The sequence below is a fragment of the Burkholderia sp. AU31624 genome, from assembly GCF_020420065.1.
Taxonomy (GTDB): domain Bacteria; phylum Pseudomonadota; class Gammaproteobacteria; order Burkholderiales; family Burkholderiaceae; genus Burkholderia.
In genome coordinates, this window is sequence record NZ_JAIZRT010000002.1 from 953,112 (window position 1) to 966,103 (window position 12,992).

The 12,992-nt window shown below is 69.7% G+C and carries 10 protein-coding genes and 1 pseudogene; 5 read left to right on the plus strand and 6 right to left on the minus strand.

Annotation, left to right across the window (positions count from 1 at the left end):
* Nucleotides 1-2: 2 nt before the first annotated feature.
* From LGM89_RS09570 to LGM89_RS09580, 3 genes are read right to left on the minus strand one after another with little or no spacing between them, the layout of a single operon-like run.
* Nucleotides 3-1,052: a 2,5-dihydroxypyridine 5,6-dioxygenase gene (locus LGM89_RS09570; protein WP_226272922.1), complete on the minus strand. Its 1,050-nt coding sequence runs from the start codon at nt 1,050-1,052 to the stop codon at nt 3-5.
* Nucleotides 1,053-1,093: 41 nt separating this feature from the next.
* Nucleotides 1,094-1,924 (minus strand): alpha/beta fold hydrolase, encoded by an 831-nt coding sequence (locus LGM89_RS09575; RefSeq protein ID WP_226272923.1) that lies wholly within the window; start codon nt 1,922-1,924, stop codon nt 1,094-1,096.
* Between the two features lie 27 nt (nt 1,925-1,951).
* Nucleotides 1,952-2,704, minus strand: a complete 753-nt coding sequence (locus LGM89_RS09580; RefSeq protein ID WP_060212471.1) for an Asp/Glu racemase — start codon at nt 2,702-2,704, stop codon at nt 1,952-1,954.
* A 298-nt stretch (nt 2,705-3,002) separates the two neighbouring features.
* On the opposite strand from LGM89_RS09580, the gene LGM89_RS09585 reads away from it, so the two are divergent.
* The 4 genes and pseudogenes from LGM89_RS09585 (at nt 3,003) to LGM89_RS09600 (ending at nt 7,878) form a co-directional block, all read left to right on the plus strand.
* Entirely contained in the window at nt 3,003-4,160 is a 1,158-nt protein-coding gene (locus tag LGM89_RS09585; protein ID WP_089474553.1) for an FAD-dependent monooxygenase, read from the plus strand.
* A 151-nt stretch (nt 4,161-4,311) separates the two neighbouring features.
* A complete protein-coding gene (locus LGM89_RS09590; RefSeq protein WP_175239450.1) occupies nt 4,312-4,815 on the plus strand; it encodes a (2Fe-2S)-binding protein in 504 nt (167 codons plus the stop codon).
* A pseudogene (locus LGM89_RS09595) lies at nt 4,805-7,301 on the plus strand (c-type cytochrome). Before LGM89_RS09590 ends, LGM89_RS09595 begins: the two are co-directional and overlap by 11 nt.
* A gap of 244 nt (nt 7,302-7,545) precedes the next feature.
* On the plus strand, nt 7,546-7,878 hold the full coding sequence (locus tag LGM89_RS09600; protein ID WP_089474557.1) for a hypothetical protein: 333 nt from the start codon (nt 7,546-7,548) through the stop codon (nt 7,876-7,878).
* Nucleotides 7,879-8,000: 122 nt separating this feature from the next.
* On the opposite strand, the gene mmsB is transcribed toward LGM89_RS09600, so the two are convergent.
* The 3 genes from mmsB to LGM89_RS09615 form a co-directional block, all read right to left on the minus strand.
* Entirely contained in the window at nt 8,001-8,891 is an 891-nt protein-coding gene (mmsB, locus tag LGM89_RS09605; protein WP_089497285.1) for a 3-hydroxyisobutyrate dehydrogenase, read from the minus strand.
* Between the two features lie 16 nt (nt 8,892-8,907).
* A complete protein-coding gene (locus LGM89_RS09610) occupies nt 8,908-10,434 on the minus strand; it encodes a CoA-acylating methylmalonate-semialdehyde dehydrogenase (protein WP_089497284.1) in 1,527 nt (508 codons plus the stop codon).
* 112 nt (nt 10,435-10,546) lie between these two features.
* Nucleotides 10,547-11,866 (minus strand): MFS transporter, encoded by a 1,320-nt coding sequence (locus tag LGM89_RS09615; RefSeq protein ID WP_226272924.1) that lies wholly within the window; start codon nt 11,864-11,866, stop codon nt 10,547-10,549.
* Nucleotides 11,867-12,023: 157 nt separating this feature from the next.
* Between LGM89_RS09615 and LGM89_RS09620 the strand changes: the two genes are divergently transcribed.
* On the plus strand, nt 12,024-12,983 hold the full coding sequence (locus LGM89_RS09620; protein ID WP_226272925.1) for a LysR family transcriptional regulator: 960 nt from the start codon (nt 12,024-12,026) through the stop codon (nt 12,981-12,983).
* Nucleotides 12,984-12,992: the final 9 nt, after the last annotated feature.

The window sequence follows — 12,992 nt, forward strand, 5'->3', positions numbered from 1 at the left end:
GGTCAGGCGGGTTGAGCGGGTCGATCGATCACGCGGCCGTCGCGCACGACGGTCTCGCCGTCGAGTTCTACGGTGCAGCGGCGCAGCGGGATGTCGATGTGGCAGGTGGTCGTGCGGTTGCCGCCGCCTTCGTTGTTCGGGCCGAGCGAGAACAGGAAGTTGCCCTCGAACGCGCGCGCGTCCATCCCGATCGTCGCCTCGCGGTCGTACAGCCCGAGCGTCGACCAGCGCGCACGCGGCTGCAGCCCCCAGCCGATATGCGAGATCGCATAGCCTTCGGGGTCGGCGAAGGTCTCCATGTAGTCGCGCAGCAGGTCGGCGTCGACGCCGCCTTCGATGCGCGTCGCATAGCCGCCTTCGACGGTCAGCGCGATCGGTTCGCGCACGTAGTGCTTCTGCGGCAGCAGGATGTCGCCGCGGTCGATCACGATCGTGCCGCGCGTGGTGCGGTCGTTCGGGTAGGTCAGCGCGAAGCCGCTCGGCCAGTGGTCCCAGCGGCCCGGCGCGTCGACGAAGCCGTATTCGGCCGTCGGCGGGAACTCGCCGAGCGGGCACACGAGCGCGGTGCCGGCCGCCGACGTCACGCGCATCTCGCGGGCGGCGGCGATCTGTTTCGCCGCGGCGAGCACGCGCGTGCGGTCGGCCAGCGTCGGCACCATCCGCACGAGCACTTCGGGCGGCTCGACCGCGAGCAGGATTTTCGTGCCGGATTTGAGGATCTCGTGTTGCTCGGGCGAGAACAGCAGCGTCATCAGGTCGAGCACGAGGTCGCTCTCGCGCAGCGCGGCGATCGCGGCCTTGTTGCCGGTCAGCGGCGTCGTACCGAGATACGCGAGCGGGTCGCGGCTGAACGCCTTGTCGCCGTTCACCGGCGGCAGGTCGAGCCGGTTGACGATCGCGCCCATCGTTTGCGTCGCGATCAGCGCGCACGACAGCGTCTGCGGGTGGGTGGCCGCGCTCGTCAGGATCGTGACGGTCTGGCCCGGTTCGAGGCGCGACAGCGTGAGGACCTGCTTCCACGCGTCGATCAGTTGGGAATCGCTGACTGGCATCGTCGGCTCCGGTAAAGGCGTGAGGGGAAGGGAGGTCAGGGTCAGGCCGCGAGCGGCGCGCCGAGGAAGTCGCCGAACGCCGCGTAGAAGCCCGCTGCGTTGTCCCACGGAATCATGTGGCCGGCGTCGGGCACGCGCACGTGCCGCATCGACGGCGTCGCGCGCTGCAGTTCGGCGACGTCGTCGTCGCGCACCACGTCGCCGCGTTCGGCCGTGATCAGCAGCGACGGCACGGCCAGTTGCGCGGCGTCCGCGTGGAAATCGTCGGTATGAAAGCCTTCGTACGACGCGCGCACCGCGCGCTCGTCGCAGGTGTGCAGCCATTCGGCGCGCAACTGCAGCTCGGCGTCGGTCCAGGTCGGGCAGAACGCGCGCATGCCTTCGGCGTCGGTGCCGGCACGCGCGAGCGCCATCGAGTCGATGTACCACGGCAGCTTGCCTGGATAGTCGCGGCGGTTCGGGCCCGACACGGGCGGATCGACGAGCGCGACCGATGCGAGCCCGTGGATGCCGCGCCGCGCGGCGCGCGCGGCGATCCGCGCGCCCATCGAATGGCCGACGAGGCTGGTGCGCGGCAGGCCGAGCGCGGCGACGAGCGCCGCGATGTCGTCGGCCTGCGCATCGAGGCTGTAGTCGAGCGACGGCGACGCGTCGGACAGCCCGCGGCCGCGCACGTCGAGCACGTAGGTATCGAACGCCGCGCCGAACACTTCGCCGACGAAACCCCACGTGATCGCGGGGCTCGTGATGCCGGGAATCAGCACGATCGCCGGGCGCGCCGCGCGCGCGCCGGTCGCGCCGCCGTAGCGCAGGTAGTGCTGGCGGATGCCGTTCGCGCGGATGTTCGCGCCATAGAGGAAAGTCGAGGGCATGAAGGAGCTCCGTCTAAAGGGTCGCGCTCAGTACGCGCCGGACAGCAGCGCGCCGGCGCCGGGCACGATCGGCTCGAGGTCGAGCTCGCGCAGCATCGCGTAGGTCGTCGCGATCGCGGCCGTGATCACGGGCTTGCCCGTCATCGCCTCGACCTTCGCGACGGCTGGCAGCGACGGCATCTGCACGCAGGCGGACAGCACGATCGCATCGGCGTCCTGGTACGGCAGCGTCTTCACGATGTCGGGCAGGCGCGCCGGATCGTGGCGGCCGACGTCGAGGTTGTCGGGGATCTCCAGCGCGCGGTACGCAAGCACGTCGAAGCCTTCGTTGCGGATGTAGTCGACCACGAGTTCGGTCAGCGGCAGCATGTACGGCGCGACGACGACGATCCGCTTCGCGCCGATCACCTTCAGTGCGTCGACGAGCGCGCCCGCACTCGTCAGCACCGGCGCCTGCGCGCCGTTGTCCGCCGTGTGCTTCGTCAGGCGCGCCTGCGACACGCGGTGATAACCGTGCCCCATCGCCATGATCGCGACCAGGCACGCGTAGCCGAGCACGTCGACGCGCGCGTCGCTCAGTTCCACCGCGCAGCGGTCGGATTCGGCGTCCATCGCCGCGAGTTCTTCCTTGACGACCTTCTTCATCCGCATCCGGCTCGAGTGATACGTGAAGCGCTCGGGGCGGATCGCTTCGCGCAGCCGCAGCATCGCGGGGATCTCGGTTTCCATCGTCGTGTTGGAACTCGGCACGATCTGGCCGATGCGGTAGGTCTTGCTCATGACGGAAGGCTCCGTGTCGGTAAGGGTGGGGCGGCACGCGGGTGCGGGATCGCCGGATGTCGAGCAAAGTCTAGTGTGTACATTTGAAAATGGCAATGGATCAAAATGACGTCGATCTTGCGTGTATCGCTTTGTGGTGCGGGTATTCATGGAATTATTGGTGTTTTCCCGAATGCCGTTGCCGCTGGCGACAATCCGCTTGTCCTGAATAAATTGAGTGTGTACGCTACATAAACGCCATTCAATCCGCCCGTTCTCGCGCCGCGCTCGGCCACGGGCCCACGATCAGGAGATCCGCATGAGCACACCCCGTATCGCAATCATCGGCGCCGGTCTCGGCGGCACGGCCGCCGCGGCGCTGCTGCAGCGCGGCGGCTACGACGTCGCGCTGTACGAGCAGGCGCCGGCGTTCTCGCGCCTCGGCGCGGGCATCCACCTCGGCCCGAACGTGATGAAGATCATGCGGCGCATCGGCTGCGAGGACGCGCTGGAGACGATGGGTTCGCATCCGGATTACTGGTACAGCCGCGACTGGCAGACGGCCGACGTGCTCGCGCAGATCCCGCTCGGCGACTACGCGCGCAACGCCTACGGCGCGCGCTACCTGACCGTGCATCGCGGCGATTTCCATGCATTGATGACGCAGGCGGTGACGCCCGGCACGATCCGCTTCGGCAAGCGGCTCGCGGCGGTGGAGGACACCGGCGACGCGGTGCGCCTGACGTTCACCGACGGCAGCGTCGAGACGGCCGACATCGTGATCGGCGCGGACGGCGTGAATTCGCGGATTCGCGAGCACCTGCTCGGCGCGGAACCGCCGCGCTACACGGGCTACGTCGCGCACCGCGCGGTGTTCCCGGCGTCGCTGCTCGGCAACAAGCCGTACGACATGTGCGTGAAGTGGTGGTCGGAGGATCGCCACATGATGGTCTACTACGTGACCGAGAAGCGCGACGAGTATTACTACGTGACCGGCGTGCCGCAGGCCGAATGGCCCGAAGGCGTGTCGATGGTCGACAGCAGCCGTGATGAAATGCGCGAGGCGTTCGCGGGTTTCCATGCCGACATCCAGCACCTGATCGACGTGTCGCCGTCGATCACCAAGTGGCCGCTGCTCGAGCGCGATCCGCTGCCGTTGTGGAGCCGCGGCCGCCTCGTGCTGCTCGGCGACGCGTGCCATCCGATGAAACCGCACATGGCGCAGGGCGCGGCGATGGCGATCGAGGATGCGGCGATGCTCGCGCGCTGCCTCGATGAAGTCGGCGTCAGCGACTACGCGGGTGCGTTCGCGCTGTACGAGGCGAATCGCGCGGCGCGTGCGTCGAAGGTGCAGCTCGTGTCGCACAACAACACGTGGCTGCGCACGAACGAGGATCCGTCGTGGGTGTTCGGCTACGACGTGTTCGACGTGCCGCTCGTCTCGCCGTCGCGCAACAGCGTCGCGGCCGTGGCCTGACGCGTACGCGGTGCCCGCGCCGGCCGCTGCTGAGCCGTCGGCGTCGCGAGCGCCGATGCGCCGGGCCGTGTGTTTTTCGGCGTGTTATATGTCAGGCGCGCGCCGGCGGCAGTGCCCGCTGCCGGTCGCCCGCCGCATTCCGGATCCCTTCATGTCCCATCCCGCTTCCCCATCGCGGCCGCTGGCGTTTCGCGTGAACGGCACGCCGCACACCTTCGTCGAGGCCGCGCCCGACGCGCCGCTGCTGCTGGTCCTGCGCAACGACTGCGCGCTCAACGGCCCGAAGTACGGCTGCGGGCTCGGGCAGTGCGGCGCATGCACGGTGCTGGTCGACGGGCAGGCCACGCGTTCGTGCGTCGTGCCGGCCGCCGCCGCGCACGGGCGCGACGTCACGACGCTGGAAGGGCTCGGGTCGCACGACGCGCCGCATCCGATCCAGCGCGCGTTCATCGACGAGCAGGCCGCGCAGTGCGGCTATTGCCTGAACGGGATGATCATGAGCACGAAGGCGCTGCTCGACCGCCATCCCGCACCGGACGACGCGGCGATCCGCGATGCGTTGCGCTTCAATCTGTGCCGCTGCGGCACGCACCTGGAAATCATCCGTGCCGTGCATCGCGCGGCACGCTACCTGCGAGGCGGCGATGAAGCCTGACGCGGGTTTGCCCGTCGCACCGGAGCGCGTGACGGGCGCCGAGCCGCGCGATGAAGCCGGCGCCGATGCATTGCGCACGCACCACGCGCGCTACGCCTGGCCGATCGGCGATGCGCAGGCAGACGCGCAGGTATCGCTCGACGTCGAAACGCGGACCGCGGCCGACGGGCGGATGACGACCTGGCGCTATCGCGCGCAGGCGGCCACGGACGATCATCACGCGCCGCACGGTGCGCAGACCGAGCGCGCGGATACCGTGCAGGCGGCGACGGACGATCGTCACGCGCCGCACGGTGCGCAGACCGAACGCGCGGATACCGGCCCGACCGAGCCGTTCGTCTACCGGCACGCGCAGACGTCGATCGAACTCGCCGATGCCGGCCACACGATTCCCGGGCACGCGCACGTGTTCGCGCGCGAATCCTTCGTCGACGAACTCGCAGGCGCGTTGCGGCGCGATCCGGTCGCGTTGCGCCTGCAGCATCTCGATGCGGCGCGGGACGCAGGGCCGCGCGAGATCATCCGGATGGTCAGCGAGCGTGCGGCATGGGGCGCGCCGGCCGCGGTCGACCCGGATGCCCATGCGCGCCTGAGCGGGCGCGGCTTTGCTTTCGACGGCGCCGCGGCGCCTTCCGGCAACCCGCCGTCGGCCGCCGATGCGACAGGCGACGACGATGCGCGTTGGTCCGCATGGGTCGTGGATCTCGAGGTCGACCGCGCGACGGGCGACGTCGCGGTGCGGCGCGTCGTGGCCGGGCAGGGTGCCGGCGCACCGGGCGACGCGTCGATGGCCGGCTTGCCCGCATGGCAGATCGAGGCGGCGATTTCGCGCGTGATGGGGGCGCGCCTGTCCGCGCGGCCCGCGCACGACGAAACCGGCATGGGTGCGCAGCCGGATGCGATCGCTCATGAACTGATTGCGTTCGACGGCACGGACACGGCCCATCGCGCGCACGGGGAGCTGTCCGTGCACGACGCGCGCCGGATCGAGCAGGCGGCGGCGCCCGCGGCGGCGGCGATCGCGAACGCGCTGTACGACGCGACGGGTGTGCGGTTTCGCGCACCGCCGTTCGACGCCGCGCGCATTCGCGCGGCGCTCGCGCGACCGGTGGCGGCCGATTCCGCGGAAGCGGGGCGCCGCGACCCGCGTCGCGCCTCACGCTGGCGCCGCTGGCTGGCTGGCCGGCGGCGGCGTGGGCGGGGTGGTCGGCGGGCTGATCGGCCTGGCCTGCGCGATCCTGCCGGGCCCTGCGTCCATCGCACCCGTTGCGCCCGTTGCGCCCGGCGGCGCGGACGGCGCGATGTGGAGCGCGGCGACGCTCGAGCGCGGCCGCCTGGTCGCCCTCGCCGGCGACTGCGCGGTGTGCCACACCGCGCCCGGCGGCGCGACCAACGCGGGCGGGCTCGCGCTCGATACGCCGTTCGGCACGATCTACACGACGAACCTCACGCCCGATCCGGACACCGGCATCGGCACATGGTCGTATCCGGCGTTCGCGCGCGCGATGCGCGAAGGCATCTCGCGTGACGGTACGCACCTGTACCCGGCGTTCCCGTACACGGCGTTCGCGAAGCTGAGCGAACCCGACCTGCTCGCGCTCTATGCGTACCTGATGTCGCAGCCGCCGGTGAAGCACGAGCCGCCGAAGACCAAGCTGCCGTTTCCGCTCGACCAGCGGCGCCTCGTCGCCGGCTGGAACTGGCTGTTTCACGATGCGCGGCCGTTCGCGCCGGATCCGGCACGCTCCGCGACGTGGAATCGCGGCAAATATCTGGTTGATGGCGCCGGGCACTGCGGCGCGTGCCATACGCCGCGCAACGCGCTGGGTGCGGAGAAGGGCGGTTTGGCGTACCTGTCGGGCGGCGAGGCCGAGGGCTGGGTCGCGCCGCCGCTCGTCGCGTCGCCGGCTTCGCCGGTGCCGTGGACCGAAGGCGCGCTGTTCGACTACCTGCGCACGGGCTTCTCCGCGCAGCATGGCGTCGCGGCCGGGCCGATGGCGCCCGTCGTCGCTGGGCTCGCGTCGCTGCCCGAGGCCGACGTCCAGGCGATCGCACACTATCTCGCATCGCTGTCGCCGCCCGTCGACGCGGCGGCCGCCGCCGACGCGGCCGCCCGGCAGGCGCGCGGCGCGGAAGCCGTCGCGACGCTCGGCCTCGAGAACGGTCGCCGGGCGTTCGACGCCGCGTGTGCGGTGTGTCATGCGGAATCGGGCGGCGTCGGGCATTTCGGCGTACGCCCGCTGATGGGGCTCAACACGAGCGTCAGCCAGGCCGCGCCGGACAACCTGCTGCGCGTGCTGCATCACGGGATCGACCAGCCGGCCACCGGCGAACTCGGCTACATGCCGGGCTTCGGCGACGCATTCGACGACCGGCAGATGGCCGAGCTCGCCGCGTATATCCGCGCGCGCTACGCACCGGGGCAGCCGGCGTGGCGGAACCTCGAGGAAGCGTCGGCAAGGACCCGGCAGGCACTTGCGCACTGATCGGCCGCCAGACAACGGGCTGCGGGAGGCGGGCGACGGGCAACGCGGGCAACCGGCAACCGGACAAAACTACCCGCTGGCGCGATCTGGCCCGGAAAGGGGCGGAAATATTGCCCCATTTTCCTCATCGTTTAACCATTCGAAACAATGTGTTCACTGAAAGGGGCATGATCTCCGGCGATCGAGCAGGCATACTGTCGCCTATGTTGCTCAATGCGCGTCGACCGGCGCGCGCCTGCCCCTCATGTCCATTCCAGTATCCTTTCGAACCTTGCGATGGTTGACCGTCGCGGCTGCCGTATGCTTGCTCGCCGCGTGTTCGACCGCTTCCGACGTGACCGCGACGTCGAACCCGAACGTGTTTACCGTGACGACGCGCACGGTCGGCGTGTCGACGACGTGGGCCGACGCCCATACGAAGGCCGTCGACGAAGCCACCAACTACTGCACGCAGCGCGGCATGCGCGCGAGCATGAAGCAGGAATCGCTGACCAGCGGCAGCCGTGTCGGCGCGCGCTCCGAACTCGCGTTCGAGTGCCATCCGACCTTCGAGACGGCGTCGAACCCGCGCGGTTGAGCGACCGGCGGCGTTGACGCCGCGTCCGTGCCGCACGTTTTCCTTCCCCCGCATGCAAAACGACCCGCGATGCCGTTCAGGCACATCGCGGGTCGACGCACGTCCGGTGCGGGCGGCGGCGGTTACGCCGGCTGCGCCTCGTACAGCTTCACGCACGCGGAGAAGTCGAGCGTGCCGAGCCCCTGCTGGCTCATCGACTGATAGAGCTGCTGCGCGAGCGCGCCCATCCACACCGGCTGGTGGGCGCTGCGTGCGGCTTCGGTCGCGAGCCCGAGATCCTTCAGCATCAGGTTCGCGGCGAACCCGCCCGCGTAGCCGCGCGCGGCCGGCGCGGTGTCGCTCACGCCCGGATACGGGTTGTACGCGTCCGAGCTCCAGCAGCGGCCGGTCGACGTATTGATGATGCCGGCCAGCACGGCCGGATCGATCCCGAGCGCCGCGCCGAGCGCCATCGCTTCCGATACGCCCATCATCGAGATCCCGAGCAGCAGGTTGTTGCAGATCTTCGCGATCTGCCCGGTGCCCGTGCCGCCGCACTGCACGACGTTCTTGCCCATGTCGAGCAGCACGGGGCGGATGCGCTCGAACAGCGCGGCGTCCGCGCCGACCATGAAGGTCAGCGTGCCGGCCTGCGCGCCGCCCGTGCCGCCCGACACGGGCGCGTCGGCGAGCGGGAAGCCGCGCTGCGCGGCGGCCTCGGCCACCGCGCGCACGGTGCCCGGATCGATCGTGCTGCAGTCGATCAGCGCAGCGCCGGCGCGTGCGCCGGCCAGCACGCCGTCGTCGCCGAGGTAGACCGCGCGCACGTGCTGCGCGGCCGGCAGCATCGTGATCACGACGGCGCCGCGCGCGGCCGCTTCACGCGGCGAGCCGGCGGCCGTCGCGCCGGCGCGTACCGCGACGTCGACTGCGTGCGCGTCGAGGTCGAACACCGTCAGCGCGTGGCCGGCTTTCAGCAGGTTGGCGGCCATCGGGCCGCCCATGTTGCCGAGTCCGATGAATGCGATTTCCATGTGCAGGCTCTCCGGGTCAGCGCAGCGCGATCGTCGTGTTCACGCCGCCGGCCGTCGCGTCGTCGTCGAACCAGCGCGCGGTGACCGTCTTCGTCTGCGTATAGAACTGCACGACCTGCTTGCCGTACGGGCCGAGATCGCCGAGCTTCGAGCCGCGCGAGCCGGTGAAGCTGAAGTAGGGCACCGGCACCGGGATCGGGATGTTGATGCCGACCTGGCCGATGTCGATCTCGCTCTGGAACTTGCGTGCGGCCGCGCCGCTCTGCGTGAACAGGCCCACGCCGTTGCCCATCGGATTGCGGTTGACGAGCGCGATCGCTTCGTCGAGCGTGTCGGCTTCGAGCACGACCACCACCGGCCCGAAGATTTCCTCCGTGTAGATCGACATGTCGGTCGTCACGCCCGAGAAGATCGTCGGGCCGACGAAGTTGCCCTGCTCGTAGCCGGGCACCTTCACGTTGCGGCCGTCGAGCAACAGCGTCGCGCCTTCCTTCACGCCCGCATCGATCAGCGACAGGATGCGTTCCTTCGCGGCCTTCGACACGACCGGCCCGACGTCCGTGCCGGCTTCAGCGCCCGCATTGACCTTCAGCGCCTTCGCCTTCGCGACGAGTTCGGGCAGCCAGTCGCGTGCCTTGCCCACCAGCACGACGACCGACGTCGCCATGCAGCGCTGGCCGGCCGCGCCGAAGCCCGCGCCGACGAGTGCGTTGATCGATTGCTCGCGGTGCGCATCGGGCAGCACGACCGCGTGGTTCTTCGCGCCCATCATCGACTGCACGCGCTTGCCGTGCTGGCTGCCGAGGTTGTACACGTGCGTGCCGACGCGCGTCGAGCCGACGAACGAGATCGCCTTGATGTCCGGATGCGTGCAGAGACGGTCGACCACCGTCTTGCCGCCGTGCACGACGTTCAGCACGCCCTGCGGCACGCCGGCCTCGATCGCGAGCTCGACGAGCTGCATCGTCGACAGCGGGTCCTGCTCCGACGGCTTCAGCACGAACGTGTTGCCGCACACGATCGCCATCGGGAACATCCACAGCGGGATCATGCCGGGGAAGTTGAACGGCGTGATGCCCGCGCACACGCCGATCGGCTGGCGCAGCGTGTAGGTGTCGACGCCGCCCGCGACGTTCTCCGCGAATTCGCCTTGCTGCAGCGTGCCGATCGAGCACGCATGCTCGACCACTTCGAGGCCGCGGAAGATGTCGCCCTGCGCGTCGGGCAGCGTCTTGCCTTGCTCGGCCGTCAGCGTGTGCGCGATCCGTTCGAGATTGCGGCGCACGAGATCCTGGAATTTCAGCATGATGCGCAGCCGCGCGCCGATCGGCGTCGTCTTCCAGGTCTGGAACGCGCGCTGCGCGGATGCGATCGCGGCATCGACCTCGTCGAGCGTCGCGAACGGCACGCGGCCGATCACTTCCTGCGTCGCCGGGTTGACGATGTCGCCCCATTCGGCGCTTTGCGATTCGACGAACGCGCCGTCGATCAGCAGCTTGGCGGTGGGCAGGGCGAGGGTGGTCTGGGGAACTGCGGCGTTCATGGATGTCTCCGTAAAGCGGTGTGACGATGAAAAGGGTGTCTGCTTGCGCCGCGCGTGGAGGCGCGGCGGGCAGCAGGCTGAACTGAAATCGATCGAATGCGGGCCGGCGCGCTCACGCGCGTGCCGGTCGCATCAACGCGGTACACATGAGCGCGAACACGCCGAAGCCGACGAGGTACGCGATCACGTAATGCGGCTGGCCGCCGCCGGCCTTGAGCAGCGACGTCGCGATCATCGGCGCGAAGCCGCCGCCGATCACGCCGGCGAGCTGCACCGACAGCGAGATGCCGCTGTAGCGGATTTCCGCGGGGAACTGCTGCGCGAACAGCAGCGATTCCGGCGCATAGAGGATCGGGAACACGACGCCGAGGCCGAGCACGATCGCCCACCACGCGTACGACACCTGCTGCGTGCCGAGCATCATGAAGAACGGCGCGGCGAACGCGCACATCAGCACGAGGCCGATCGCGAACATCCGGCGCTGGCCGATGCGGTCGCTCAGGTGGCCGCACAGCGGCATCGTGACGAGCGACAGCGCCGCGCCGGCCGTGATCGCATGCAGCATCTCGGCCTTCGGCAGGTGCAGCTGCTGCGTTGCGTAGGCGAGCGCGAACGTGACGACCATGTAGAACCAGGTGTTCTCGGCGGCGCGGGCGCCGACGATCGTCAGCACCTCGCGCGGATGGCGGCGCAGCGCGGCCGTCACCGGCGACTTCTCGGCCTTGCCCTGGCGCTGCATCTTCTCGAAGTCGGGCGATTCGGGCACCTTCGCGCGGATGAACCAGCCGAGGCCGACGAGCGCGATGCTCGCGAGGAACGGCACGCGCCAGCCCCACGACAGCATGTCGGCTTCCGGCAGCGCGGCCACCGCGGCCATCGCGACCGACGACAGGATCAGGCCGAGCCCGACGCCCGTCTGCGGCAGGCTGCCGAACAGCCCCTTGCGGCCCTTCGGCGCGTGTTCGACGGCCATCAGCACCGCGCCGCCCCATTCGCCGCCGACGGCCATCCCCTGCAGGAAGCGCATCGCGATCAAGAGCGCGGCGGCCCAGTAGCCGATGCGGTCGTACGACGGGATCAGCCCGATGATCATGCTCGGCACGCCCATCAGCAGCAGCGTGATCATCAGCATCGACTTGCGGCCGATGCGGTCGCCGAAGTGGCCGAACACGATGCCGCCCATCGGCCGGCCGATGAAGCCGACCGCGAACGTGCCGAACGCGGCGAGCGTGCCGACGACCGGGTCCAGCGACGGGAAGAAGATGCGGTTGAAGACGAGGGCGGCGGCCGTGCCGTAGAGGAAGAAGTCGTACCACTCGATCGTGGTACCGGCCATGCTGGCCCAGCCGGCCAGCAGGTAGTGCTTCGCGGTGCGCTCGGGCGCCGGCGCCGCGACTGTCGCATGCTCATCGAGGGTGGATCGGGTCTGCATGGTGTCTCCGTGGTGGTGCCGCGGCTCGTGGTCCGCAGGTCACGGTCGAGTATAGTTATGCGCAGATTCATCATGTACCGATAAAGAAACCGGTTGGATGTGCATTTATGCATATCGACGGCCGGCCCGGAGACTCCAGCCCCTTTTTTCCCCGCCGATGCGACACGCCACCGAGCCGGTTTCCGGCAACCTGAACTGGGACGACCTGCGCTTTTTCCTCGAAGTCGCGCGCACGCAGCGCGCGAGCGGCGCCGCGAAGCGGCTGGGCGTCGACTACACGACCGTCGCGCGGCGCATTCGCGCGCTCGAGGCCGCGATGGGCACGCTGCTGTTCGACAAGTCGCGCTCCGGCGGCTTCACGCTGACGGCCGAAGGGCAGCGGCTCGTCGCGTATGCGGACGCGATGGAGACGACCGTGCAGTCCGCGTGCGACCAGGTCGCGAACACGGGCGAGGCGCTGTCGGGCCATGTGCGGATCGGGTCGACGGAAGGGTTCGGCTGCTTTTTCCTCGCGCCGCAGCTCGCGCAGTTTCGCGCCGAGCATCCGCACGTGACAGTCGACCTGCTGCCGGTGCCGCATTTCGTCAACCTGCCGAAGCGCGAGGCCGATCTGGCGATCACGCTCGAGCGGCCCGAGCGCGGGCCTTACGTGGTCACCAAGCTGTGCGACTACCAGCTGCGGCTCTATGCGACGCGCGACTATCTCGCGAACCATGATCCGATCACCTGCACCGACGATCTCGCGCGGCACGCGTTCATCAGCTACGTCGACGATCTCGCGTTCAGCAACGAGCTGCTGTACCTGGACCGCGCGGTGCCGGGCGCGACGGCCGGGCTGCGCACGACGAGCGTGATCGCGCAGTATTTCGCGGCGCTGCAGGGCGGCGGGCTGGCGATCCTGCCGTGTTTCATGGCGGCCACGCAGCCGGCGCTGGTGCCGGTGCTGCCGGACGACGTGGTCGTCACGCGGTGCTTCTGGCTGACCTGCCGCGAGGATCTGCGCAAGCTGCGGCGCGTGACCGCGCTGTGGGATTACCTGCGCGCGGCGGCGGACGCGAATCTCGCGCTGCTGTCGGGGGAGTCGGGGAAGCTGAGGTTCGTCGGCGAGCCGGAATAGTGCGTGACG